The following is a 24,119-nucleotide window of genomic DNA, read 5'->3' as shown; positions in this document are numbered from 1 at the left end:
TTTTCCGCGCAAGATCCAGATCTCCGTCGCAGCGTGTTCGATTAAGGCAAGGCACCTGGCGTCGCGCGGGCTGAAGCACGCGAAAGACGCGGAAGCATCTGCGCGTGTTGACGAAGACCTCCACGCGCTTGGGCAAGGAAAGCGTTTGCGTCGGCGATAGAAGAAGGCGTTGAGATCGGGGAGTTCAGCCCGATTCCGCGCTGCAAAACGAATGTGTTTTTTCATCCCCTTCGCGGCAGCCGGCGTGCGCCGTTTCGCGGCTCGAAGCATCATCATCCCGGCCTCCCCCGGGACGACGGAGCTCCTAACACAAGCTCCGCCACATGAGCTCGGCCGCCCTTACGAACCGCCAAACCCTTGCAAAATCAACACATCATGCGCGCGACATAAAATACAACAAAATATTCCATATATATCCTTGTAATAATTCTAATATACTAGCGCGCTCCATGTAAAATTTCATTTTGCACTTGCGAAAATACAAAATTTTCTAATGTCATAATTGACAATTCCAATTTGCGCCCCTTAACCTGCAATGAAACGGCAATCGTATCCGGTAACGCTCGCGGACGAACTGTGCTTTTCGCATAGTTTTCCGCGGATGGAATAAATCTGGACAGAATTGCCCTAGCGCTTTGGCGCTAGATGAGGGGGGAAATCGATGATACTTGCCAGCGGTGTAGGCCGCGCGATCTCTATTGCCTTATCGGCAGGTCGGCGGCCGGCGATTGCTATTTTCCTGATTCCGATCGTCTTGCTGGCCGCAGCGGTATTCGTCCCCGATTCTGCCAGAACGCAGACGGCAGACACCGCCCAGATGGCCATGGATCTTCTCTCCCGAGAAGACACGCTGAAGGACCTGCCGCGCCAGGACGTGCTGCAGGTCAAGGCGAGCGGTGCCGCGGTTGGCGCCCATTATGTCGGCTCCGAGCCGTGCCGCCTTTGCCATGCGGGCTCCTTCGACGAGTTCAAGCTGACGGTGATGGGCCGCCTCCTGGAGAGCGGCCATCACACCGTCGGCGGCAAGATGGAATGCGAGAGCTGCCACGGACCCGGCTCCTCGCACGTCAACGCCGGCGGCGGCCGCAACGACATCGGCACCGGCGTCATTCGTTCCTTCCGTGCGAACGACCCGCGGTCCTCGGCGGCCGACATCAACGGCATCTGCCTGACCTGCCATGAAAAGGGCGACCGGACCTACTGGCGCGGCTCCGTCCATCAAACCCGCGGCGTCGCCTGCACCAACTGCCACACGGTGATGCGGCGGACCTCACCTCGCATGCAGATGGCCAAGGGCAATGTCATGGACACCTGTTTCCAGTGCCACAAGGACCGGCGCGCCCACTCGGTGCGCACCGCCCATATGCCGATGCGCGAGGGCAAGATGGATTGCGGCAGCTGCCACAACCCGCACGGCGGTCCGCACGACAAGATGCTCAAGGAAGCGACCGTCAACGACGTCTGCTACACCTGTCATGCCGACAAGCGCGGGCCGTTCCTCTTCGAGCATCCGCCGGTGCGCGAGAACTGTCTCAACTGCCACGAACCGCACGGCTCCATGAACCGCAATCTTCTGACGGTGATGCGGCCGCGGCTGTGCCAGCGCTGCCACACGCCGGGTCGCCATCTCGGCAACCCAGCGCTCGGCATCAGCTCCAACCGCTACATGGTCAACAGCGCCTGCCAGAACTGCCACACCAACATCCACGGGTCCAACAGCCCATCAGGGAGGCGCTGGCACCGCTAGCCATAGGGGGGAGGCGCGGGGCGCGTGCAGGTTCACAGGCATCGCCCCGCAGCCACCCACCAAGCGACGACACGCAAGGAGCTTCGCTCACACGCCAAGGCCTGAAGACATTTCTCTGGGGGGAGGAAACGATGAAGGTTCAACGCCGATTGACGCTGGCCACGATGGCGCTCCTCGCCGGTGGCGTGGCACTGCCGCAGGCAACCGAGGCACAGGACGAGAAAGACACCGAAGCGGTCACCTGGGGCGAGATCGAAGTGGGCGCCCGCGTCTTCATCGACGAACCGCCCGACCACGCTTCTGTCTGGGACACGCCGAGCATCCTGTCGCCGCAAAGGTACAGCTCCGCCAAGTTCGAGGAATATGGCGACGTCCCTTCAGGCCTGCTTCTCGAAAAGCTGATGTTCGGCTGGCAATCGGGCGATGGCCTCTATTCCGGCGAGGTTCGTGCCGAAAACATCGGCCAGAACAACGGTCGCTATATCTTCGACTGGTCGCGGACCGGGCTGCTTGACGGCACCTTCATGTGGGACGAGATCCCGCATCTCTACTCGACGACCGCACAGAGCATCTGGCAAGGCGTGGGCACCGACTTCCTGTCGACCGACGTGTCGTTTCCGGAAAGCCCGCCAAGTCCGGCACAATACGACGCGGCGATTTCGGGTGCCGTCCATCCGATCGACATCGGCATCGACCGCCGCCGCATCCATTATGACCAGACCTACACGCCGAGCCCGAATTGGGAGTTCGAGGCGAGCTACCTCAACGACCACCGCGAAGGAACGCAGCCCGCCGGCATCCTGATGAACGGCTTCGGCGCGGGCGAAGTGCACCGCGTCGATGTTCCCCGTCCGGTCGACGACGTGACGCAAAACCTCAAGGCAACCGGCGGGTATTTCTCCAAGACTCCTTGGGGCCGCTTCAACGTCTCTGTGACGGGTCACGCCTCGACTTACGAGAACAAGTACGATTCCTTCACATTCCAGAATCCGTACTACCAGGTGCCGGGTACCGCCTTCCCGCAATTCGGCCGCGTCAGCCTTGCTCCGGACAACGAGGCCTATTCGCTCGGCGTTACGACCGGCATCGATCTGCCCTGGAAGAGCCGCTACATGGGCACGGTCTCCTATACGACGATGGAGCAGAGCGACACGCTCATCCCGTATACGATCAACCCGAACGCCCCGGCGCTCTCGTTGCCGACCACGGATGCCAGGGCGAAGATCAACACACTCCTCATCAACAACAAGATCAGCACGCAGATCGCAGAGGATGTCTCCACGACGCTGCGCTACCGCTATTACGACCTCGACAATCGCACGCCGGAATGGCTGATCGATCAATACATTATGGGCGATTCAACGACGGCCACACCGGCGACCGGCGGGTTGAGAGCCCTCGCCTATCAATACACCAAGCAAAACGCCTCAGCCGAGGTGAGCTGGCTCGCGACCAACCGCATCACGCTCGGCAGCGAAATCGGCTGGGAGCGCTGGGACCGCGACAGGCGCTCCGTCAACGTGACGGACGAATATCTGGGCAAGATCACGCTCGACGCCCGCATCACCGATCGCGCGCAGCTTCGCTCCAGCTACCAGTATTCGCAGCGCCGCTACGACAGCTACGATCTCGGCCCGGTGCTCGATGCCATGGTGAGCGACCCGCTCGGCACCAATGCCGATCCGGGCGTGCGCAAATACGACATGGCCGATCGGGACCGCCACAAGGCCAAGGTCTCGCTGGAATACGAAGCGCTCGAAAATCTCGTCATCACGCCGTCCTTCGGCCTGCGCTTCGACGATTACCTGACCGATCCCGCCATCCCGGAATACGGGCTCTTGAAGGACAACAGCTGGGACGGCGGCCTTGAGGTCGCATTCTCGCCGGCCCCCGGAATCAATCTGATGGCCGCCTATGTCTACGAGGACTTCGACCGTGACATGGTCGCCGCCAGCATCACCGGCGGCGGCGCCAACGTCGTCACCGGCGGCTGGGACAGCAAGATGACCGAACAGGTGCACACGCTTGTCGCCGGCGCCAACATCGAGATCATCCCGGGCGTTCTCGATCTCGAATTCTATGACAGCTTCGCCCGCGGCGTCTCCAAATGGACCGCAACCGCAAGCTCGCGCACGCCGATCGCCACGCCTCTTTGCCCGGGAGACACCAACTGCCTGCCCTTCCCGGACATGGTGACCAACTACAATCGCTTCGACGCGGCGCTGAATTACCACCCGGAAGCCGGAGGTATTCTTGGTCTCGACGGCGACCTGACTTTGACCCTGAAATATTCCTGGGAACGCAACTTCGTCGACAACTGGCAGGACGAGCTCGACACGCCCTATCAGCATTTGATCGAGGACGGCGTCACCACGAGCTACGCCATGGGCTTCTGGGACACCAACTACAACGTCCACGCCGTCATGGCCTCACTGGTCTACCGCTGGTGAGGAAACGCCCCGGTTCTGTCGCAGCGACACATCAGCGGCGCATTTAAAGAAAAACCAAGGAGGGAAACCCAAAATGAAAGACGATTCGAAGACATCGAACAGCGGCATGTCCCGGCGCGAGATTCTGGGGGCCTGCGCGATCGCAGCCGGCTCTCTGGCGCTGGTCGGAACGGGTTCGGCGAATGCGCAAATCGCCAACAAGGCCAAGCAGGCCATCGCCGGCTACCAGACGACGCCGAAGGGGCGGCAGGAATGCGACAATTGCCGGCACTTCCAGGCGCCGGACGCGTGTAAGGTCGTGCAGGGGACGATCTCACCGAAGGGCTGGTGCCGCCTCTACGCCAAGAAGTAGCGCGGCCGCGCCGGCAAACAGGCCGGAAGACCTCTTCAGAGATCCCGCCTGACCTTTCAATCCATGCGGGACGTCACGTCCCGCATTTTCATCTCCGGCGTCCGCGCTTCGCCTTCTGCGCCTCACCGCTCATCCGCGCAGCAGGCTCTCCGCGATCAGGCCCATGATGATGCCGATCGCCAGATCCAGCACCCGCCAGGCGCGCGGATCGGCAAAGACCGGCCGCAGAAGCCGCGCCCCATAACCGAGCGCGAAGAAGAATGAAAAGGACGCAGTCACCGCGCCCAAAGCGAAGGCCGGTCGCTCTCCTTCATATTGCGAGGACACCGAACCGAGGAGCACGAGCGTATCGAGATAGACATGCGGGTTGAGCCAGGTGAAGGCGAGACAGGTGGCAATCGCCGCGCCGAGGCTCCCTCCATCGGCATCGAGCGGCTGCAAGCCAGGCCCCGGTTTGAGGGCGGCATGAAAACTCTTCAGCGCATAGGCAATGAGAAACGACGCGCCGCCATAGCGCATCAACGGCTCGATCCACGGCACCGCCTTCATCAGACCCGACGCACCGGCAACACCGGCCGAGATCAGAACCGCATCGGAGAGCGCGCAGACGAGGCAGACGGCGAAGACGTGGCGGGCGACCAGCCCCTGCCGCAAGACAAAGGCATTCTGCGCACCGATCGCCAAGATGAGGCCCAGCCCCAGCGAAAAGCCGGCAACAGCGCTCTCAATAGGTGACATGCCGCAAACCCCGCTCTCGTTCCGCGGCATTGACTAGGCGGCTGACGGAAATTAGCGAAGCTAAATTCTCTAAATCAGAGTTAGGAACGCTAATCCGTGCTTCCTTATGACCAGTTGGCCGCGCTCGCTTCGGTGGTGCGCACCGGCAGTTTCGAGCGCGCTGCGGAACGGCTGCACGTCACCCCCTCCGCCGTCTCTCAGCGCCTCAAACTGCTCGAGGAGAGGCTCGGCGCGGTCCTCGTCGTCCGAGGTCAGCCCTGCACCGCAACCGCCGCAGGTGCACGTCTTTGCCGTCACGCGGAAGAAGTCGCGCTGTTGGAACGGACGCTCGAAGCCGAGCTGGGCGCCGCACTGGCGGGACAGCACGGTGCGACGTTGCGCATTGCCGTCAACGCCGACAGCCTCGCGACCTGGTTCCTCGACGCGATGGCGCAGGTGGAAAATCTCCTCTTCGACCTCGTCCTCGACGATCAGGATCACAGCGCCGACTGGCTGCGCCGCGGCGAGGTGAGCGCGGCGGTATCCGCGCAAGGCGGCGCGATTCAGGGCTGCAGCAGCCGACCGCTGGGCGCGCTGCGCTATGTCGCTACCGCGTCCCCCTCCTTCGCCGCCCGGTGGTTTTCCAAAGGCGTCGACGAGGCAGCGCTCACAAAGGCGCCGTGCCTGCAGTTCAACCCCAAAGACGCCCTGCAGAGACAATGGGTCACCCGCCTCCTCGGCCACTCCATCGACATGCCCTGTCACTGGCTGCCGGCGACCCACGCTTTCGTCGACGCGGCGCTGGCAGGCCTCGGCTGGGGGCTCAACCCGCTTTCACTGGTGGCAACGCATCTGCGCTCAGGTGCACTCGTTGAACTCGTCCCGAAGACGGCTCTCGATATCCCGCTTTACTGGCAGACGACGCGCGCCCTGGAAACGGCGATCGAAGACGTGAGTGCAGCAGTTCGCTCGGCCGCGGGCCGGCATCTCGTTCAGCCTCGAAGACGAGTCTCTGACGGCCCGCTATCCTGACCGTTCGTCCCTGCGACGACGATGTCGCGGGAACTTCGCACGCCTTCGCTAATTTCCGCATCATGGCACTCGAAATCGAACGCAAATTCCTTCTGGCCAGCGATGACTGGCGGAAGTCCGTCAACGAAACCCGGCATATCCGGCAGGGCTATCTGTGCAACGACGAGCGGGCGAGCCTGCGCGTGCGCATCGTCGACGACGAAAAGGCCTATCTCACCATCAAGAGCGGCAAGGCGGCCATCAGCCGCGACGAATACGAATACGCGATCCCGCTTGAAGACGGTGAGGAACTGATCGCGAAATGCGCCGGCCGCCTGATCGAGAAGACCCGTCACATCATCCGGCAGGGTCATCTCGCCTGGGAAATCGACGTCTTCGAAGATCGCAATGCCGGCCTCGTCGTCGCCGAGATCGAGCTCGACCATCCTGATCAGGAATTCGAGCATCCGGATTGGCTGGGCGAAGAGGTTTCCGGCGACGGCCGCTACACCAATGCCTCTCTGTCGCAGCACCCCTATCATGACTGGACATGACTTGAGGCGCACTGGGTGCGCACCCATATGGATGCCATGAGCTTCTCTCTCGATCCATCCGCGTCCATTGCCGAAGAACTGAAGCGGACCGCCGCCGAACAGATCGAGCGGGCGCGCGCCGAACTTTCCGACGAGGCCGAGGATCGCCACGAAGCGGTGCATCTGGCGCGCAAACGCTTCAAGAAGATCCGCGGTCTCTTGCGCCTCGCCCGGCCCGGCCTCGGTGAGGATTACGCGATCGAAAACGCCCGCTGGCGCGATATCGCACGCGAGCTCTCCGTCATCCGAGACGCAACCGCGCTGCTTGAGACGCACGACGCCCTCACCAGCCATTTCGGTGATCGCATCGAGGACGGCATTCTCTACAGCACCCGCCAGCGGCTCGACGAGCGCCGCGCCGAAATGACGGACAAGGTCACCGATCTCGACGCGCGCATCGAAGCCACGATGAAGGCGCTCGATGCCGGCGAGAAACGGCTCGACGAGCTTTCCTTCCCCGATGATTTCGAGACGGTCGCTGAAGGGTTCGCCAAGACCTACAAGCGTCTCGACAAAGGCTACCGCAAGGCCCAGACCGCAGAAGATTCAGCGGTGTTCCACGATTGGCGCAAGCGCGCCAAATATCACTGGGTGCATCTCAAGCTTCTGCGCAGGATCTGGCCGGAGCCGATGAAGGCGCGCCGCGACGAAGCCAAGGCGCTCGCCGATATCCTCGGAGACGAGCACGATCTTGCCGTCTATCGGGGCACGCTCATCGAGGAGCCGAAACTCTTCGGCAAGAAGAAGGTCCAGGAGCTTCTGCTTGCACTCCTCGACCGCCGGCAAAGCGAGTTGCGGTCTGCCGCACTCGATATCGGGGCAAAGCTCTGTGCGGAATCCCCCGATGCCCTGGCGGCACGCATGACCTCCTACTGGGAGGCGGCAGTAGAGGAAGCGCAGAAGCCGCGCGCGCATCTGGCGACATCGGCCGCGGAAGACGAGCGCGCCGAAAACAGCTGACGGGCGAACGCGACCGGCCGCCCCTCAATTCAGCCCTGTTTTTTCCAGCGGCCGTCGGAATCCTGTTTCCAGTAAGTCATCTCGGCGCCTTCGCCCTTGAGGCGTTTCCAGGCCTGCCGCGCCCATTGCATGGTCGCTTCGTTCGCCGCCTCGAAAAGATAGACGACCCGCTCATAGTCGGAAAAATCTCCCTCCTCGGCACAATCGAGGAGAAACCGGATCGCAGCCCCGTTCGGATTTTCGAGCTTCGTGGTGAGAAACACCGGCTGATCTTCCGAACGGCCGTCTTCGGCCATTCCGTGGGGCAGAAACGACGCGTCGTCGAAGGTCCAGAGCGCGGTATCGAGCGAAGCCAGCCGCTCTTCGCTCCCGGCCTGCACGACCGCCCGCCAACCGCGATCGAGCGAGCGCTGCAAAAGATCCGGAAGCGCCTTGTCGAGGGGCCTCGTCTCCAGATGGTAGAAGAGGATCTCAGGCAAGGCGCTCCCTCACATCATCACCCAGGGGTTCAGGCCTTTTCGTAACTCGACTTCACCAGCTGATCGAGAAGCCGGACGCCGAAGCCCGAACTCCACGAATCGTTGGTGTCGCTCGAAGGAGATCCCATCGCCGTCCCGGCGACGTCGAGATGCGCCCAGGGCGTGTCGTTCTCGACGAAGCGCTTGAGGAATTGCGCGGCCGTGATCGAACCGCCCCAGCGCCCGCCGACATTCTTCATATCGGCGTTCTTGGAATCGATGAGCTTGTCGTATTCCTCGCCGAGCGGCATGCGCCAGACCTTCTCGCCGGTCTCCTGCCCGGCATCGAGAAGAGCCGAGGCAAGCGCATCGTCGTTGGAGAAGAGCCCGGCATAATGGTGGCCGAGCGCCACGATGATGGCGCCGGTCAAGGTCGCCAGATCGATCATCGCCTTCGGTTTGGCGACATTCTGCACATGCGTCAGGATATCGGCGAGCACCAGCCGGCCTTCGGCGTCGGTGTTGATCACCTCGATCGTCTGGCCGGAGAGCGAAGTCACGATATCGCCCGGCCGCTGCGCATTCCCGTCGGGCATGTTCTCCACGATACCGACGATGCCGATGGCATTCACCTTGGCCTTGCGGCCGGCGAGCGCCAGCATGACGCCGGAAACGGCGGCCGCGCCGCCCATATCGCCCTTCATGTCTTCCATGCCGGCTGCCGGCTTGATGGAGATGCCGCCCGTATCGAAGACGACGCCCTTGCCGACGAAGGCGATCGGCGCCTCATCGCCGGCACCGTTCCAGCGCATGATGACGACCCGAGGCGGACGCACCGACCCCTGCGCCACCCCCAACAGCGCGTTGAGCTTCAAGTCCGTCAGCGCCTTCTCGTCGAGCACATCGACGTCGAGCCCCTTCGCCTTGAGTTCCCCAAGACGGTCGGCGAATTCGACCGGGCCCAGAATATTGGCCGGCTCATTGACGAGATCGCGCGCAAGTTCGACGCCCTCCGCAACGGCCGCAGCCTCCTTCCAGGCCGCCTCTGCAGCTTCCGGATCGTCGACGCCGATCGTCACCGTCATCGGACCGCGCGGCGCATCCTCATCGCTCTTCCGGCTCTTGTAGCGATCGAAACGGTAGCGACGCATGACGAGACCAAGAGCGAACGCGGCCGCATCTTCGCTGTTCGGGCTGCGGCCTTCGGGATCCTGCAGAACGATGGTCACCTCGCCCTCATCCGGCAGGGCCTTCGCGGTCGCGCCGCCAAGGCGCAGCCAGTCGATATCGGGATCGACGTCGCCAAGTCCTACAAAAATGATTCGCTCCACGTCGACGCCGGACGGGGCGACGAGTTCGAGAGTTTTGCGCAAGGCGCCTTTGTAGCCTTTGATTTTCGCAGCCACCGCGAATCGAGAGCCGGCGGCCTCGTCGAGCGAGGTCGCAACCGGCCCCAAAGCGAGCTCTTTGCCGGTCAAAAGGACGGCGGTCCCCTTTTCGGGAGCGGCGGGTTTCTTAAAAGTGATGGTGGTGTTGGCGACCATGCTGTTGCCTCGATCCTCGGCTTTTGTCATGGAAAGTGGGGGTGCGACTGGATTAGCCGTGAGAGCCGGGCCGTCAAGGCCAATCGCCGTTAACCATGCTTGTTGGGTGAATTTTATCCATGCCCGTGTAAGGCTTGACCTCGCAAGCCCGATCTTGCCGAACAAGGACCGGATGCAAATCTTCAGGCTGCCCCTTCTGGAACGCTACGTTTTTCGTCGCGCATTGATGCTGCTCCTGCTCGTTCTGGGGGCGCTCGTCGCCACCATGTGGATGACCCAGGTGCTGCGCGAGCTCGACGTGGTGACGGCCAAAGGCCAGGCGATCTGGATGTTCGTCTTCATGACGCTCCTCGCTTTGCCGGCCCTCATTCAGGTGATCGCCCCGATCGCCTACCTCATTGCCGCGACCGTCACCTTAAACAATCTCAACGCCGACAGCGAATTGCCGGTGATGGCGGCGGCGGGCGCCTCCAGCCGTGTCGTCGCCCGGCCGATCATCGTCTTGGGCGCCGTCATTCTGGTCGCCGTTACCCTGCTCTATCACGTCGTCGCGCCGGCAAGCCTCGGCGCCTTGCGCGAGATCGTGGCGCATGTGCGTGCCGATCTTCTTGCCACGCTCGTCAAGGACGGCGGCTTCCGCACCGTCGACAACGGCCTCACCCTCCACATCCGCGCCAAGGCGCCGGACGGGAGCTTCAAGAACATCTTCGTCAGCGACGATCGCATCCCGAGCGATTCCACCCAGTACATCGCCAAAACCGGCGTGCTCGTGGAAAGCGGCGGCAATGCCTATCTCATCATGAAGGATGGCGAACTCGTCCGCGACAACCGCATGAAGGGCGAGACGAGCGTCGTCGAATTCGACACCTACGGTTTCGACCTCAGCCAGTTCAAGGCGGGCGAGGTCAACGCAACGCGCAAGCCGCGCGAGCTGACGACGCGGGAACTCCTCAACCCGGCGCCGGACAACCCGTACCGCGAGGAATTTCCGACGCGCTGGAAGGCGGAGTTGCATGATCGCATCACGGCGCCGCTTTACACCATCGCTTTCGCGTTCATCGCACTTTTGTTTTGCGGTCGCGCACGCACCAACAGACAGGATCGCGGCTATGCGACGGCGCTTGCGGTGGTCTCCGGCTTCACGCTTCGCGGCCTCGGCTTCGGCGTTCTGGCCGCGGCAACGAACGACGCGACCCTCATTCCGCTGCTCTACGCCGTGCCCATCGGCGGCATCGTCGTCTCGGCCCTCGCGCTCAAGCGCGGCTATCGTTGGCGCACGCCGGTTGGTATCGCGCGCTTTCTCGACACTCTCGCTCGGCTGGGCCACAAGCTCATGAAGCTCTCCCCCCTTGCTTTGTTTCAACGCAAGAGCACCGGCCACGCATGATCCTTGCAACCTATATCGGCCGCCGCTTCCTCGTCTCCCTGGGCACGATCCTGATCGCGCTTCTCACCCTCGTTTTTCTGGTCGACTACGTCGAGCTCTTGCGCCGCTTCTCCGATGCGGAGGCCTTTACCTCCCTGATCGGGCTCAAGCTCGCCCTGATGCGCGCGCCGGCCTTGCTGGAAGATATCCTGCCTTTCCTTTTCCTTTTTTCGGCAACGATCTGTTTCCTCAATTTGTCTAGAAAGCTGGAGCTCGTGGTGGCGCGCGGTGCCGGGGTCTCCGTCTGGGGCTTCCTGCGTGCGCCGTTCTTTCTTGCTCTGGTGATCGGTCTGGCATCGACATTTCTCTTCAACCCGCTCGCGACGGAGCTCAAAGAGCGCTCGGATCGAATCGAGGCCTCGCTCTCCGACGGCATTGCGGCGAGTTCCGCCGACGCCATCTGGTTCCGCCAGGAAGGGCTGGACGGGCCGTCGATCATTCGTGCGGCAAACTACGACAGTTCCGCGAAGGAATTGCGCGGCGTCACGGCCTTCCTCTTCAATCCCGACGGCAGCTTCCAGGCGAAGCTCGTCAGCCTCTCCGCCAGCTACCGTCCGGGCCGCTGGATCTTTGCCAAGACCCGCTACATGTCCGGCGAAGGTGCCGCGGATCGATTCGACCGCTACATCCTGCCGACATCGCTGACGCCCGATCAGGTCAATTTGACGCTTCTGCGCCCCGACCGGCTCTCCGTTTGGACTTTGCGTCGCTTCATAGACACGGCCGCACAGACCGGCCTGAACACCGCACGCTTCACCCTGGCTTTCCATAGCCTTCTCGCCCGACCGCTCTTCCTGATGGCCATGGTCACCGTCGCCGCCACCGTCAGCCTGAGGCTTTCGCGCTACGGTGGCGTAGGAAAGCTCGCCCTGACTGGCATCATCATCGGCTTTCTGCTTTATGTCGCGACCGAGATCGTCAGCGATATGGGCAGCAACGGGATCCTCAATCCCGTCCTGGCCGCCTGGAGTCCTGCGGTTCTCGCGATGTTGTTCGGAGCCACGGCCCTGCTTTATCAGGAGGACGGATGATTCCCGTCCACACACGAGAAGGAGTGACGCGAGGGCGCGCAGGCTGGGGGCTTGCGCGGCGGCTGGCGGCCGTCTCCGCTTTGGCTTTGGTCGCCTTTGGGGCGAATCCATGGACGCCTGCCGCCCTGGCGCAGGATTTGAACTTCGCCGACCAGGTGACGCAAAACCCGAACGCCAAGATGCTCTTGGAGGCGGACGAGCTCGTCTACGATTTCGACAGGCACATCGTGACGGCCCGCGGCGGCGTCGAGATCTATTACGAAGGCTATACGCTGCGTGCGCCGCAGGTGACCTACCGCGAGAGCGACAGCCGGCTCATCGCCTCGGGCGGCGTCAGCATGACGGAGCCGGGCGGCAACGTCATCACCGCCCGCGAAATGGACATCACCGACACGTTCAGCGACGGCTTCATCGAGAGCCTGAACGTCCTCACGGTGGATCGCGCGCGCTTTGCCGCCAACAGCGCCGAGCGGCGCGGCAATAACCTCTTGATTTTCCGCCAGGGCGTCTACACCGCCTGCGAGCAGTGCCGCGAAAACCCGGATCGGCCGCCCCTGTGGCAGATCAAGGCCTCGCGCATTGTCCACAACAAGGAAGAAAAGACCGTCTACTATCGCAATGCCCGCCTGGAATTCTTCGGCATTCCGATGGTCTACATTCCCTATTTCTACCATCCGGACCCGACGGTGAAGCGCAAGAGCGGCTTCCTGCCGCCGCACTTCCATCAGAGCTCGGGCCTCGGCACCGGCATCGGCACGCCGTATTTTTGGAACCTCGCGCCGAACTACGACATCACCTTCACCCCCACCGTCTATTCGAAGCAGGGATTGCTCGCCGAGACGGAATGGCGGCATCGGCTGATGAACGGCTCCTACAGCATCCGGCTTGCCGGGATTTTGCAGCAGAACAAGGACGAGTTCGAGCTCGGCAATTTCGTCTCGTCGGGCGTCAGGGACTTCCGCGGCAGCGTCGCCACGAAGGGGCGCTTCAACATCAATTCGCGCTGGAACTGGGGCTGGGATCTCGCCACGACGACGGATCGCACCTTCGGCCGCGATTACGACATTCGGGGGCTGACCGACACGGAAGTGGTCAACACCATCTTCCTGACCGGCCTCAGCGATCGCAACTTCTTCGACCTGCGCGGCTATGCGTTCCGCATTCAGCGCAACGACCCGGTGAATTCCACCCGCAATTATCAGGACGAACAGGCCGTCGTGCACCCGGTGCTCGACCACAATTACATCTTCGACCAGCCCATCCTGGGCGGTGAACTCAGCCTGACCTCGAACTTCACGAGCCTCACCCGTGGCGACACCGACGAGCGCGCGTATTTCCAGTACGACGATGCCGGCAATCGCACGCAGGAAGAGTATTACGCCGGCGTGGCGGGCACCTTCACACGAGCGAGCACAAACGTAACCTGGAAGAGCAAGGTGATCGGTCCGCTCGGTCAGGTCTTCACCCCGTTCGCGTATCTCAAGGGCGACGTCTACAACGTCCAGGCCGATGATACCGATACGGGTCTGGCGGGGGACGAAACCTATCTGCGCGCCATGCCCGCCGTCGGCTTGGACTACCGCTATCCGTTCCTGGCGCAGATGGGTCCAGTCTCCCAGACCTTCAGCCCGGTCGCCCAGATCATCGTTCGTCCCGACGAGCAGCACATCAACGACCTGCCGAACGAAGACGCGCAAAGCCTCGTCTTCGACGACACGAACCTGTTCGAATGGGACAAATTCTCCGGCTATGACCGCCAGGAGGGTGGCACGCGCGCCAATGTGGGCTTCACCTATCATGCGATGCTGGGCAAGGCGAGCATCGACGCCCTCTTCGGCCAATCCTTCCAGCTGGCCGGAGCGAATTCCTTCTCCAAGAGCAATGTCACGCTCACAGGCATCGGGTCGGGACTTTCAACCGACGATTCCGACTATGTCGGACGCGTCACCCTGGATTCCGGCGAAGGGCTGACGCTGACAGCCCGCGGCCGCTTCGACAACGACACCTTCGATGTCAACCGTGCGGAAGCGACGGCGCGCGTATCCAAGGGCCGGCGCAACAGCGCCGCCCTCACCTATTTCTATCGTCGTGAAATTCCCGAGCTCGGCATCGACGACGAACAATCGGAAATCTCGACGACAGGCCAGGTCGCCGTCAGCGATTTCTGGTCGGTCAAGGGTGGCATCACCTTCGACATCGATCAGATGAGCCGCGTCAAGCACGCCGTGGGTCTTGCCTATGACGACGAATGCTTCAATCTATCGGTGGTCTACAGCGAGACGCGTGACCGCTACACGGACATCGTCTCCGGCCGCGAGGTGTTTGTGCGCTTCAATCTGCGCACATTGGGCGACAGCGAGGTGAGCTTCGCGGCATCGGGCGACGATTACGACGACGATGACGACGATGACCTCTACTCTGGGCTCTTTTAAAAATTAGCGCCATAATTCGCGCGTAAGAGCGCCATCAAACGCTGCAACGGAACGATGCGAACATCGATGTTTAGAACCCTCACGCAAACCGCTTGGCTTGTTGCGGCAAGTGCCTTGATGGCCATGGCCACATTGCCCGTCGCCGACAGCGCACAGGCTCAGAGCTCCATCAAGATTCTGGTCAACGACCAGCCGATCACGACCTACGACATCAACAACCGCGCCAAATTTCTTCGCCTGACCTCACGCGGCCAGGCGGGTGCGAAACAGGCGACGGACGAGTTGATCGAAGAAGCGCTGAAACTGCAGGAAGCCAAGCGCCGCAACGTCACCGTTTCGCAAAGCGAAGTCGACCGCGCCTTTGCCTCCATTGCGAGCCGCGCCAAGCTGCCGCCGTCGAAGCTCGAAGCGGCGCTGCGTCAGAACGGCGTCAATCCGGACACCCTCAAGGACCGCATTCGTGCCGAGCTCGCCTGGCGTGACGTGGTGCGTGCCCGCTTCCGTGCCACGGTGCGTATCACCGAATCGGACGTGGCCCAGGCCATGCTCGGCCGCGACGACGACGCCGAGACGTCTGGAACCGTCACCGAATACGACGTTCAGCCGGTTCTTTTCATCGTCCCCAAGAAGGGCAAGAGCGGCATCGCTGCTCAGCGCAAGCGGGAAGCCGAAGCCTTCCGCAGCCGCTTCAGGAACTGCGACGCGACGCTGGAACAAACCCGCGGCATGGCAGGCGTCTTCGTGAAGCCGACGGTTCGCCGGGAGAGCGGCGATTTTCCCGATTCCCTGCAGGGCAGCCTCAGCAAAGCCAAGGTTGGTACGGCTCTTCCACCGACGCAGGTAGATGAGGGTTTTCAGGTTCTCGGCATCTGCAACAAGAAGGCGGTCGCCGGCAAAACCCAGGCGGCCGACGAGGTCCGCGATGAGCTGACCAATGAGCGTGGTCAGCTTCTCGCCCGACGCTATCTGCGCGATCTGAAATCCGACGCGATAATCGAGTACCGTTAGGAACCGATGCTTCCAATTGCACTGACCCTCGGAGAGGCGGCTGGCGTCGCCCTCGACATCACCATTGCTGCCTGGGCTCGGCGCGAGCGCGAACGCCTGCCGCCGTTTGTTTTCCTCGGCTCGGCCGCGAACATTGCCGAGCGGGCCATTCTCCTCGGCATCGACTGCCCGACGCGCGAAGTGGAACCGGAAGAGGCCGCTCTCGTCTTCCCGATGGCGCTGCCGTGCCTGCCGGGTTTCCCGGAGGCGAAGGCCGAGCCAGGGCTTATCGCCCGCGAGGACGCAGCGCTGACGATCCAGTCGATCCGTCAGGCCGCGGAGTTCGTGGCCGACGGCCGCTGCTCGTCGATGGTGACCAATCCGATCGCCAAGCACGCGCTCAACGAAGCAGGCTTCGCCTATCCGGGTCACACCGAATACCTCGCCGATCTCGGCGAGCAGCTCTTCGGGGAAAAGCGCCGGCCGGTCATGATGTTGGCCGGGCCCGACCTGCGCGCCGTGCCCGTCACCATTCATGTGCCTCTTTGCGAGGTACCGCGTCTTCTGACCACCGAACTCATCGTGGAAACCGGCAAGATCGCCGCGGAGGAGCTGAAGCGCCGCTTTGCCATTTCCTCCCCCCGCATCGCCGTGTCGGGCCTGAACCCACATGCGGGTGAGAAGGGCGTCATCGGCAAGGAAGACATCGAGGTCATCCGTCCGGCCGTCGACCTCCTCTGCCAGGCTGGCATCGAAGCGGAGGGGCCGCTGCCCGCCGACACCATGTTCCATCCCGCGGCCCGCCGCCGCTACGACCTGGCGCTATGCATGTACCACGACCAGGCGCTCATCCCGGTCAAGGCCCTCGACTTCGATCATGCGGTCAACGTGACGCTCGGTCTGCCTTTTGTGCGCACGTCCCCGGATCACGGCACGGCGATGGAGATCGCCGGCACAGGCCGTGCACGTCCGTCGAGCCTGATGGCGGCGCTGCGTATGGCAGCCGAGATGAGCCGTTCTCCCGTCCAGGCGTGAGCGACGTCATCGAACGCGTGGCGGCCCTGCCGCCGCTGCGCGACGTTCTCGCAAAACACGAACTCTGGGCGCAGAAGTCCCTCGGGCAGAATTTTCTGCTCGACCTCAATCTGACGCGCCGCATCGCCCGTGAGGGCAGCGCCAGCGGCGAGACGATCGTAGAGGTCGGCCCGGGACCGGGCGGCCTGACAAGGGCGCTGTTTCTTGAAGGCGCGACGCATGTGATCGCCATTGAACGCGACCACAGGGCGCTTCCGGCTCTTGAGGAAATCGCGGCCGCTGCACAGGGTCGCCTCCATGTGATCGAGGGCGATGCGCTTGCAACCGATTATCGCGAACTCGTCGGGTCGGATGGCGGGCGCATCATCGCCAACCTCCCCTACAACGTCGCAACACCGCTTCTCACCGGCTGGCTGACCCCGCCCGACTGGCCCGCCTGGTGGCGCAGCCTGACGCTCATGTTCCAGAAGGAGGTGGCGGAGAGGATCGTCGCGGAGCCGGGCTCCAAGGCCTATGGACGCCTCGCGGTGCTCGCTCAATGGCGCTGCCACGCCCATATTCTCTTCGAAGTGCCACCGCGTGCCTTTCTGCCGCCCCCGAAGGTCACCTCCGCGGTCGTCCGGCTGGAACCGCGGCCCGATGCCGTGAAAGTCGCGCCTTCCGCCCTTGAGGCCGTCACCGCCTCTGCCTTCGGCCAGCGACGCAAGATGCTCCGCCAGAGCCTGAAACAGGCTTTTCGACAGCCGGAGGCGGTTCTGGAAGCATGCGGCATCGCACCGACGCGGCGTGCCGAAGAGATCCCGGTCGCGGGCTTTCTCGATCTTGCGCGGATTTACGAGGAGCTTGAGCGCTCTTCGTCCTGAGCCTGAAGGTGATCGACGAGGTCGCGCCCCTCGGAGAGAAGCTGGCTGACGAAGGAACGCAGACCCAGGACGCGGTCCCGCTTTAACCTTTCGGCCGTCAGAATCCCCTTCACCGCCTCGAAAGCCCGCTGCAGATCATCATTGACGATGACGTAGTCGTAGCGGCTCCACTGCTCGATTTCCTCGAGCGATCCGACCAGCCGCCGGCCGATGGTTTCGCGCGAATCTTCGGCTCTGCGCTCCAGCCGCGCCTTCAATTCGCGCATGGACGGCGGCAGCACGAAGACGCGCACGAGATCGTCGGGCAGCTTCTCGGCGATCTGCGCAGTCCCCTGCCAGTCGATGTCGAAAAGCACGTCCCGACCCGCGGACAAGGCGTCCTCGACGGGCTCGATCGGCGTGCCGTAATGATTGCCGTGGACCGTCGCCCATTCCAGAAGATCGCCGCGCTCCACCATGCGGTTGAAATGCACGTCGTCGATGAAATGGTAGTGGACGCCTTCGCGCTCGCTTCGCCGGCGGGGGCGCGTGGTCACCGAAACCGACAATTCCAGGCCGCTGTCGGCTTCAAGGAGCTGCCGCGCGAGCGTCGACTTGCCTGCCCCCGAAGGCGAGGACAGAACGAACATGAGGCCACGACGGACAAGCTTGATCGGGTCGGCGGTCATTCGAGATTTTGCACCTGCTCGCGGAACTGATCGATCGCGGATTTGAGATCGAGGCCGATCGCCGTCGTTTCGTGGTCGCTCGATTTGGAGCACAACGTGTTGGCTTCGCGGTTGAACTCCTGCGACAGGAAATCGAGCCTGCGCCCGATGACGCCGCCTTCGGAAAGCCGTGTGCGCGCCTCCGCGATATGCGCCTTGAGGCGGTCGATCTCCTCGCGGATATCGGCTTTCGTCGCGGTCATGAGCGCTTCCTGATAGAGGCGCCCCTCGTCGAGCTGCGTCTCGGAGGAAATGAACTCCACCTGCTCGCGAATGCGGGCACGCAGACGCTCCACCATCCCGCCGAGGCGAGCCTCCGCGGCTTCCACCAGGCCTTCGATGCGATCGATGATCTCCGTGAGATGCGTCCGCAGTCGTTCGCCTTCTTCAAGCCGCGTCGTCACAAGAGCATCGAGCGCCTCGTGCAAAGCCGCAACCGCCGCCTCGGCGACCGGCCCCTCGGCAGCGCCCTCGCTGTTGCTGCCCTGGACGATCACGCCGCGCAGCGCCAGAAGTCCGTCGGCGCGCGCCGGTTGCACTTCGTCTTCCTCCGCCAGGCGCTTCGCGCGCTCCAGGACGAGACGCAGAGCCGCCTCGTTGATCGTGACCCCGGCTTCCGCGCCGCCGCCGTCTTCCTGCAAATTCAGATAGCAAGAGCCGCGGGAAAGATGGCTGCGCACGGCTTCGCGCGCTGACGGTTCGAGACCGTCGAAGCCGGGCGGCAGACGGAAGCGCAGCTCCAGACCGCGTCCGTTGACGCTCTTCAGTTCCCAGACATAGCTCGACGAGACGACGGTGAAGACCTGACGGGCAAAGCCCGTCATGCTTTGAATGCGCATGTGCCGTAATCAGCTGTAAGTGTGGAAGGGGCGTAGCGCGGGCGCGCCGCCCGGACAAGCCTTGCCCGTCATTCCGGCTCGGGTCGCGGACGCGGGATGATCTTTTCCGCCCCCGGCATCGGCTCTTCCTGAAGAACCTCCGCCTCCTCGGCAGCCCTCTGCGTGCGCTCGATGCGACGCCAGCGCGCGACGTTGCGGTTGTGGTCGGCAAGCGTCGTGGAGAAGACATGGCCACCCGTCCCGTCGGCGACGAAATAGAGATCGTCCGTGCGCGACGGATTGGCGACGGCCTCAAGCGCCGCGCGCCCGGGATTGGCGATCGGCCCCGGCGGCAGACCGCTGATCTGGTAGGTGTTGTACTCGGTCTCCTTGTCCAGATCGGAGGCAAGGATCGGCCGGTCGGACGGTTTTCCCGCGCCGCCGAAAAGCCCGTAGATGATCGTCGGATCCGACTGCAGGCGCATCCCGCGCCTCAGCCGATTGATGAAGACGGCGGCGACACGCGGGCGTTCGTCGGCCTTGCCGGTCTCCTTCTCGACGATCGAGGCCAGCGTCACGAGCTCTTCCGGCGTTTCGATGGGCAGATCCGGCGAGCGGCGTCCCCAAACCTCGTCCAGAAGCCGGTCCTGTGCCCGCTCCATCTGCTCCAGGATCTGCTGGCGGGTCGCGCCGCGCGTGAACTTGTAGGTTTCCGGCAGCAGCGAGCCCTCAGGCGGCACCGTCTCGATATCGCCGATGAGCACGTCGTCGGCCCGCAGCTTGTCGACGATCTGCTGGCTGGTCAGCCCCTCCGGAATCGTCACGGCATGCAGGATCGATTTGCCCGAGGTGAGGATCTCCATCACCTCCCGCATCGAGACATGCGGCTGGAAGAGATACTCGCCGTATTGCAGCCGGCTCGCAGCCTCGTTGAGGCGCACTCCGACATTGAAAATCAGCGGACTGTCGATGACGTTGTTGCGCTTCAGCTGCGCAGCAATCGCATCGACGCCCGAGCCGCGGGTGATCAACACCGTCCGCGGCTCTTCAAGCGGCCCCTCCGCGATGAACCGCTGCTTGCCGAAATAAAGCGCGCCGCCGACGAACAGGACGGCGAGCACGGCCATCATCAGAAAGAAATTGAGCGTCACCACGAGCGGGTGCTTCGCCTGCTTGGAGCGTGGCGGAGGCGGCGGCGCCGGCTCAGGCTGAATCGCCTGGCGCGGGCTCTTCGGATTGATTCGGCGACCCGAGCGCGCACCGTTGTGCTCCGCAGGCCGCGATTCGCCATTGGCAGCGTCGGCCTCAGGATTCCCTGTTTGCTCGCTCGGCACTTTTTCGTTCATTGCCCGCTTTTCCCACGTCGCCGCCGATCCGACAACTAAGCTCGAATATGGCGAAAGAGGGCCGCTGCCGGCCGATCAGCTAATTGTAACGCCGGAAGACGAGCGAGGCGTTCGTGCCGCCGAACCCGAAAGAGTTGGAAAGCGCGACATTGATCGGCTTTTCCTTCGGCTGATGCGGCACCAGATCGATCGGCGTGTTGACCGACGGATTGTCGAGATTGATCGTCGGCGGCGCGACATTGTCGCGAATTGCGAGGATCGAGAAGATCGCTTCGACCGCGCCGGCGGCTCCGAGAAGATGCCCGACCGCAGACTTCGTCGACGACATCGTCATCTCGGAGGCATGCTGACCGGTCAGGCGTTCCACAGCGCGCAGCTCGATCTCGTCGCCGAGCGGCGTCGAAGTGCCATGCGCGTTGATATAGTCGATCTCGTCGGGGCTCACCCCGGCCCGCTTCAAAGCGGCGGTCATGCAGCGATACGCGCCGTCGCCATCCTCGGCCGGAGCCGTGATGTGATAGGCATCGCCCGACATGCCGTAGCCGACGATCTCGCCATAGATGCGCGCGCCGCGCGCCTTGGCGTGTTCGAGCTCTTCCAGAACGACGACACCCGCGCCCTCGCCCATGACGAAGCCGTCACGGTCGCGGTCATAGGGTCTCGACGCCTTCGTCGGCGTTTCGTTGAAATTCGTCGATAGCGCCCGGCAGGCGGCAAAGCCCGCCACCGAGACGCGATTGAGAGGTGATTCGGTACCGCCTGCCACCATCACCTCGGCGTCGCCCAGCGCGATGAGACGCGACGCGTCGCCGATAGCATGAGCGCCCGTGGAGCACGCCGTCACGACGGCATGATTCGGGCCCTTCAGATTGTGCTGGATCGAGACGTACCCTGCCGCAAGGTTGATGAGGCGGCCTGGGATGAAGAAGGGAGACACGCGACGTGGCCCCTTCTCCTCCAACAAAAGCCCGCCTTCGACGATGCCGCGGATCCCGCCGATACCGGACCCGATCAGCACACCCGTGCGGATCTGGTCTTCGTATTCGTCGGGTTCCCACTCGGCATCTTTCAGCGCCTGGGCAGCAGCGGCCATGGAAAAGGTGATGAATTCATCGACCTTGCGCTGCTCCTTCACCTCCATCCAATCGTTCGGATTGTAGGTGCCGCCGGAGCCGTCGCCACGCGGAATCTGGCAAGCGATCTGACACGCAAGATCGTCGACCTTGAAGGCCTCGATGCGTGCAGCACCACTCTCACCAGCAAGAAGTCTCGACCAGGTTTCCTCCACCCCGCAACCGAGGGGCGAAACCATGCCGAGACCCGTAACGACGACGCGCCTCATTCCACTGTACCGCAAATCACGAGAGAAGGTCAGCCGGCGTTCTTCTCAAGAAACGACACGGCATCGCCCACCGTCAGGATGGTCTCAGCAGCATCGTCCGGAATTTCCACGCCGAACTCTTCTTCGAACGCCATCACAAGCTCGACCGTGTCCAGGCTGTCGGCGCCGAGGTCATCAATGAAGCTGGCTTCCTTGGTGACCTTTTCTTCTTCAACGCCAAGGTGCTCCACGACGATCTTTTTGACGCGCTCCTCGATATTGCTCTCACTCATAGCCTCAGCTTCCTCGATTGCCTGGTCTGGTATGACCGTGAAAAACAGTCCTTATCCCCTGAAAAACCCGGATTGCCGCGCGGTCGAGGGGTCGAACGGGGATGGTCGCGCGGTCCGTTATCATGTTTCTATGGCCTTGACCAGCAGTCGAAAGACGGTGGTCGTGCGGTTCTTTGGCGTCAGATCATCGCCATGCCGCCATTGACGTGCAGTGTCTGCCCGGTGACGTAGTCGGCTTCCTGGCTCGCCAGGAAAACCGCAGCCGCAGCAATGTCTTCGCCACTTCCGAGCCGACCGGCCGGAATGCTCGACATGATTCCTTCGCGCTGCTTCTCATTGAGCTGATCGGTCATGGCGCTGGTGATGAATCCGGGAGCGATGCAATTCACGGTAATGCCGCGGCTCGCCACCTCCTGAGCCAGCGCCTTCGACATACCGATGAGACCGGCTTTTGAGGCAGCGTAATTCGCCTGACCGGCATTGCCGGTCACCCCGACGACCGAGGTGATGTTGATGATCCGTCCGGCCCTCTGGCGCATCATGCCTTTGAGCGCGGCACGCGACAGGCGGAACGCCGCCTCCAGATTGACCTTGAGAACGATCTCCCAATCGGCGTCCTTCATGCGCATGGCGAGGCCGTCGCGCGTGAGCCCGGCATTGTTGACGAGAATGTCGAGCCCGCCCATCGCCTTCTCGGCCTCACCGATGAGCCCATCGACGGCCGCCGTATCGGAGAGATTGGCAAGAAGCACATGCGCGCGGTCGCCAAGCTCGGCTGCAAGCGCATTCAGCGGCTCTTCACGGGTGCCCGACAGCGCAACCCTCGCGCCCTGGGCATGAAGCCCACGCGCGATGGCGCCGCCGATTCCCCCGCTCGCACCGGTGACGAGCGCGCGTTTTCCCTCGAGGCTGAACATGCCCTCTCCCCTCTTCTTTCTCTGCCTATTCTTTCGCTGCTTTGAGCGCTGCCACGGCAGCCTCGATCTCCTCGGGCTTGCCGACGGCAAGCGCGCTGATTCCAGGCGCGATACGGCGGACGAGGCCGGAGAGGACGCGCCCCGCGCCGATCTCGGCCATGAGCGTCACGCCGTTCTCGCCCATCCAGGCAACTGATTCGCGCCAGCGGACAGCACCCGTCACCTGTTCGACGAGACGTTGACGGATTTCCGAAACGTCCGTCAACGGCCGCGCCGTGACATTCGCCACGACAGGCACTGCAGGCGGCGCAATCTCGGTTTGCGCGAGCGCCTCGGCCATACGTTCGGCTGCCGGCTGCATCAAGGCGCAATGGAAGGGTGCGGACACCGGCAGAAGCATGGCGCGCTTCGCGCCCTTGGCCTTGGCGATCTCCGCCGCCCGTTCGACGGCCGCCTTGCTACCTGAGACGACCACCTGTCCCGGCGCATTGTCGTTCGCCGCTTCGCAGACATCGCCCTGCGCGGCTTCTTTTGCGATCTCGCGCACAGCCTCGATGTCGAGGCCGAGGATCGCCGCCATGGCGCCCTCGCCGACCGGCACCGCCGCCTGCATGGCATCGCCGCGAATGCGCAAGAGCTTCGCCGCATCGGCGATCGAAAGGCTTCCGGCCGCCGCCAGCGCGGAATATTCGCCAAGCGAATGCCCGGCGACGAAATCGGCATGTGTCGAAACCGAAATTCCCTGCGTCTCAAGCGCCTTCAGAGCCGCCATGGAAACCGCCATCAACGCCGGCTGCGCGTTGCGCGTCAAAGTGAGCGCGTCGTCCGGGCCCTCGAAAATGGTCTTCGAAAGAGCCTCACCGAGCGCGTCGTCCACTTCCTGAAAAACCGCGCGCGCTTCCAGAAAAGCGTCTGCGAGCGCAGCTCCCATGCCGACGGCCTGGCTCCCCTGCCCCGGGAAAGCGAACACGGTGGCCATGGCTTCTCCTTTTTGTTCTTGCCGCTTCTTGCTCTCGCCGCCCAAAGGGCCGCGACGTCAGTTGAGCGGGTGTGATCACGCTGTGCGTGGACTGTCAAGGCGCCATGACGCCCGCCGCGGCACCCGGCAAAA

The 24,119-nt window shown here is 63.1% G+C and carries 22 protein-coding genes; 12 read left to right on the top strand and 10 right to left on the bottom strand.

Features of this window, described 5'->3' with window-relative positions; translation table 11 throughout:
• The first annotated feature begins 817 nt into the window (after positions 1-817).
• The 3 genes from BLP76_RS06865 to BLP76_RS06855 all read left to right on the top strand — a co-directional run bounded on the left by BLP76_RS06865 (position 818) and on the right by BLP76_RS06855 (position 4,549).
• Positions 818-1,747: a DmsE family decaheme c-type cytochrome gene (locus BLP76_RS06865; RefSeq protein WP_244514485.1), complete on the top strand. Its 930-nt coding sequence runs from the start codon at positions 818-820 to the stop codon at positions 1,745-1,747.
• Between the two features lie 131 nt (positions 1,748-1,878).
• Positions 1,879-4,197, top strand: a complete 2,319-nt coding sequence (locus BLP76_RS06860) for an MtrB/PioB family decaheme-associated outer membrane protein (RefSeq protein ID WP_092810914.1) — start codon at positions 1,879-1,881, stop codon at positions 4,195-4,197.
• A 73-nt stretch (positions 4,198-4,270) separates the two neighbouring features.
• Entirely contained in the window at positions 4,271-4,549 is a 279-nt protein-coding gene (locus BLP76_RS06855; protein ID WP_200170524.1) for a high-potential iron-sulfur protein, read from the top strand.
• A 129-nt stretch (positions 4,550-4,678) separates the two neighbouring features.
• Here the strand turns inward: BLP76_RS06855 and BLP76_RS06850 are convergent, their stop codons facing one another.
• Entirely contained in the window at positions 4,679-5,287 is a 609-nt protein-coding gene (locus BLP76_RS06850) for a LysE/ArgO family amino acid transporter (protein ID WP_200170525.1), read from the bottom strand.
• Between the two features lie 96 nt (positions 5,288-5,383).
• Here BLP76_RS06850 and BLP76_RS06845 point away from each other — a divergent pair, with 96 nt between their 5' ends.
• From BLP76_RS06845 to BLP76_RS06835, 3 genes are all read left to right on the top strand, one after another.
• The gene (locus tag BLP76_RS06845) at positions 5,384-6,298 is read left to right on the top strand and encodes a LysR family transcriptional regulator ArgP (protein WP_092810912.1); all 915 of its coding nucleotides are present in this window, start codon (positions 5,384-5,386) and stop codon (positions 6,296-6,298) included.
• Between the two features lie 62 nt (positions 6,299-6,360).
• Complete coding sequence (locus BLP76_RS06840) at positions 6,361-6,831, top strand: CYTH domain-containing protein (protein ID WP_092810910.1); 471 nt, start codon at positions 6,361-6,363, stop codon at positions 6,829-6,831.
• A gap of 36 nt (positions 6,832-6,867) precedes the next feature.
• A complete protein-coding gene (locus tag BLP76_RS06835) occupies positions 6,868-7,830 on the top strand; it encodes a CHAD domain-containing protein (RefSeq protein WP_170130481.1) in 963 nt (320 codons plus the stop codon).
• Between the two features lie 29 nt (positions 7,831-7,859).
• On the opposite strand, the gene BLP76_RS06830 is transcribed toward BLP76_RS06835, so the two are convergent.
• Both BLP76_RS06830 and BLP76_RS06825 read right to left on the bottom strand, forming a co-directional pair.
• Positions 7,860-8,309: a DNA polymerase III subunit chi gene (locus BLP76_RS06830; protein WP_092810906.1), complete on the bottom strand. Its 450-nt coding sequence runs from the start codon at positions 8,307-8,309 to the stop codon at positions 7,860-7,862.
• 29 nt (positions 8,310-8,338) lie between these two features.
• Positions 8,339-9,832 (bottom strand): leucyl aminopeptidase, encoded by a 1,494-nt coding sequence (locus BLP76_RS06825; RefSeq protein WP_092810904.1) that lies wholly within the window; start codon positions 9,830-9,832, stop codon positions 8,339-8,341.
• A 172-nt stretch (positions 9,833-10,004) separates the two neighbouring features.
• On the opposite strand from BLP76_RS06825, the gene lptF reads away from it, so the two are divergent.
• Genes lptF through rsmA form a run of 6 tightly spaced genes read left to right on the top strand, consistent with a single transcriptional unit; the run spans position 10,005 to position 17,606 of the window.
• Positions 10,005-11,219, top strand: a complete 1,215-nt coding sequence (lptF, locus tag BLP76_RS06820; protein ID WP_170130482.1) for an LPS export ABC transporter permease LptF — start codon at positions 10,005-10,007, stop codon at positions 11,217-11,219.
• Positions 11,216-12,289 carry an LPS export ABC transporter permease LptG gene (gene lptG / locus BLP76_RS06815; protein WP_092810900.1) on the top strand — a complete coding sequence of 358 codons (1,074 nt, stop codon included), beginning with the start codon at positions 11,216-11,218 and terminating at the stop codon, positions 12,287-12,289. Before lptF ends, lptG begins: the two co-directional genes overlap by 4 nt.
• Positions 12,290-12,312: 23 nt before the next feature.
• A complete protein-coding gene (locus tag BLP76_RS06810; RefSeq protein ID WP_170130483.1) occupies positions 12,313-14,721 on the top strand; it encodes an LPS-assembly protein LptD in 2,409 nt (802 codons plus the stop codon).
• Positions 14,722-14,775: 54 nt separating this feature from the next.
• A complete protein-coding gene (locus BLP76_RS06805; RefSeq protein ID WP_092810896.1) occupies positions 14,776-15,729 on the top strand; it encodes a SurA N-terminal domain-containing protein in 954 nt (317 codons plus the stop codon).
• A gap of 6 nt (positions 15,730-15,735) precedes the next feature.
• Positions 15,736-16,743 (top strand): 4-hydroxythreonine-4-phosphate dehydrogenase PdxA, encoded by a 1,008-nt coding sequence (pdxA, locus tag BLP76_RS06800; RefSeq protein ID WP_092810894.1) that lies wholly within the window; start codon positions 15,736-15,738, stop codon positions 16,741-16,743.
• The gene (gene rsmA / locus BLP76_RS06795) at positions 16,740-17,606 is read left to right on the top strand and encodes a 16S rRNA (adenine(1518)-N(6)/adenine(1519)-N(6))-dimethyltransferase RsmA (protein WP_244514480.1); all 867 of its coding nucleotides are present in this window, start codon (positions 16,740-16,742) and stop codon (positions 17,604-17,606) included. The genes pdxA and rsmA overlap by 4 nt, the downstream gene beginning before the upstream one ends.
• Here rsmA and gmk read toward each other — a convergent pair.
• The 7 genes from gmk to fabD all read right to left on the bottom strand — a co-directional run bounded on the left by gmk (position 17,576) and on the right by fabD (position 23,987).
• Positions 17,576-18,274, bottom strand: a complete 699-nt coding sequence (gmk, locus tag BLP76_RS06790) for a guanylate kinase (RefSeq protein ID WP_092810892.1) — start codon at positions 18,272-18,274, stop codon at positions 17,576-17,578. The two genes, rsmA and gmk, sit on opposite strands and share 31 nt — an antisense overlap.
• Complete coding sequence (locus BLP76_RS06785; RefSeq protein ID WP_092810890.1) at positions 18,271-19,152, bottom strand: YicC/YloC family endoribonuclease; 882 nt, start codon at positions 19,150-19,152, stop codon at positions 18,271-18,273. The genes gmk and BLP76_RS06785 overlap by 4 nt, the downstream gene beginning before the upstream one ends.
• A gap of 68 nt (positions 19,153-19,220) precedes the next feature.
• Positions 19,221-20,477: an endolytic transglycosylase MltG gene (mltG, locus tag BLP76_RS06780; protein ID WP_092810888.1), complete on the bottom strand. Its 1,257-nt coding sequence runs from the start codon at positions 20,475-20,477 to the stop codon at positions 19,221-19,223.
• A gap of 79 nt (positions 20,478-20,556) precedes the next feature.
• Positions 20,557-21,819 carry a beta-ketoacyl-ACP synthase II gene (gene fabF / locus BLP76_RS06775; RefSeq protein ID WP_092810886.1) on the bottom strand — a complete coding sequence of 421 codons (1,263 nt, stop codon included), beginning with the start codon at positions 21,817-21,819 and terminating at the stop codon, positions 20,557-20,559.
• 29 nt (positions 21,820-21,848) lie between these two features.
• Positions 21,849-22,091, bottom strand: a complete 243-nt coding sequence (locus BLP76_RS06770; protein WP_092810884.1) for an acyl carrier protein — start codon at positions 22,089-22,091, stop codon at positions 21,849-21,851.
• Positions 22,092-22,270: 179 nt separating this feature from the next.
• Positions 22,271-23,008, bottom strand: a complete 738-nt coding sequence (gene fabG / locus BLP76_RS06765) for a 3-oxoacyl-[acyl-carrier-protein] reductase (protein ID WP_092810882.1) — start codon at positions 23,006-23,008, stop codon at positions 22,271-22,273.
• A 25-nt stretch (positions 23,009-23,033) separates the two neighbouring features.
• Complete coding sequence (fabD, locus tag BLP76_RS06760) at positions 23,034-23,987, bottom strand: ACP S-malonyltransferase (RefSeq protein ID WP_092810880.1); 954 nt, start codon at positions 23,985-23,987, stop codon at positions 23,034-23,036.
• Positions 23,988-24,119 lie beyond the last annotated feature (132 nt).

The organism is Afifella marina DSM 2698, assembly GCF_900102695.1.
Taxonomy (GTDB): Bacteria; Pseudomonadota; Alphaproteobacteria; order Rhizobiales; family Afifellaceae; genus Afifella; species Afifella marina.
The sequence above is the reverse complement of the archived record's forward strand: the minus strand, read 5'-3'. Positions and strand labels throughout refer to the sequence as shown.

Bases quoted from the DNA above. Each gene is read 5' to 3' on its own strand.
- BLP76_RS06865 (WP_244514485.1), top strand. From the start codon at position 818: ATGGCCATGGATCTTCTCTCCCGAGAAGACACGCTGAAGGACCTGCCG.
- BLP76_RS06860 (WP_092810914.1), top strand. From the start codon at position 1,879: ATGAAGGTTCAACGCCGATTGACGCTGGCCACGATGGCGCTCCTCGCC.
- BLP76_RS06855 (WP_200170524.1), top strand. From the start codon at position 4,271: ATGAAAGACGATTCGAAGACATCGAACAGCGGCATGTCCCGGCGCGAG.
- BLP76_RS06850 (WP_200170525.1), bottom strand. From the start codon at position 5,287: ATGTCACCTATTGAGAGCGCTGTTGCCGGCTTTTCGCTGGGGCTGGGC.
- BLP76_RS06840 (WP_092810910.1), top strand. From the start codon at position 6,361: ATGGCACTCGAAATCGAACGCAAATTCCTTCTGGCCAGCGATGACTGG.
- BLP76_RS06835 (WP_170130481.1), top strand. From the start codon at position 6,868: ATGAGCTTCTCTCTCGATCCATCCGCGTCCATTGCCGAAGAACTGAAG.
- BLP76_RS06825 (WP_092810904.1), bottom strand. From the start codon at position 9,832: ATGGTCGCCAACACCACCATCACTTTTAAGAAACCCGCCGCTCCCGAA.
- lptF (WP_170130482.1), top strand. From the start codon at position 10,005: ATGCAAATCTTCAGGCTGCCCCTTCTGGAACGCTACGTTTTTCGTCGC.
- lptG (WP_092810900.1), top strand. From the start codon at position 11,216: ATGATCCTTGCAACCTATATCGGCCGCCGCTTCCTCGTCTCCCTGGGC.
- BLP76_RS06805 (WP_092810896.1), top strand. From the start codon at position 14,776: ATGCGAACATCGATGTTTAGAACCCTCACGCAAACCGCTTGGCTTGTT.
- pdxA (WP_092810894.1), top strand. From the start codon at position 15,736: ATGCTTCCAATTGCACTGACCCTCGGAGAGGCGGCTGGCGTCGCCCTC.
- gmk (WP_092810892.1), bottom strand. From the start codon at position 18,274: ATGACCGCCGACCCGATCAAGCTTGTCCGTCGTGGCCTCATGTTCGTT.
- BLP76_RS06785 (WP_092810890.1), bottom strand. From the start codon at position 19,152: ATGCGCATTCAAAGCATGACGGGCTTTGCCCGTCAGGTCTTCACCGTC.
- mltG (WP_092810888.1), bottom strand. From the start codon at position 20,477: ATGAACGAAAAAGTGCCGAGCGAGCAAACAGGGAATCCTGAGGCCGAC.
- fabF (WP_092810886.1), bottom strand. From the start codon at position 21,819: ATGAGGCGCGTCGTCGTTACGGGTCTCGGCATGGTTTCGCCCCTCGGT.
- BLP76_RS06770 (WP_092810884.1), bottom strand. From the start codon at position 22,091: ATGAGTGAGAGCAATATCGAGGAGCGCGTCAAAAAGATCGTCGTGGAG.
- fabG (WP_092810882.1), bottom strand. From the start codon at position 23,008: ATGTTCAGCCTCGAGGGAAAACGCGCGCTCGTCACCGGTGCGAGCGGG.
- fabD (WP_092810880.1), bottom strand. From the start codon at position 23,987: ATGGCCACCGTGTTCGCTTTCCCGGGGCAGGGGAGCCAGGCCGTCGGC.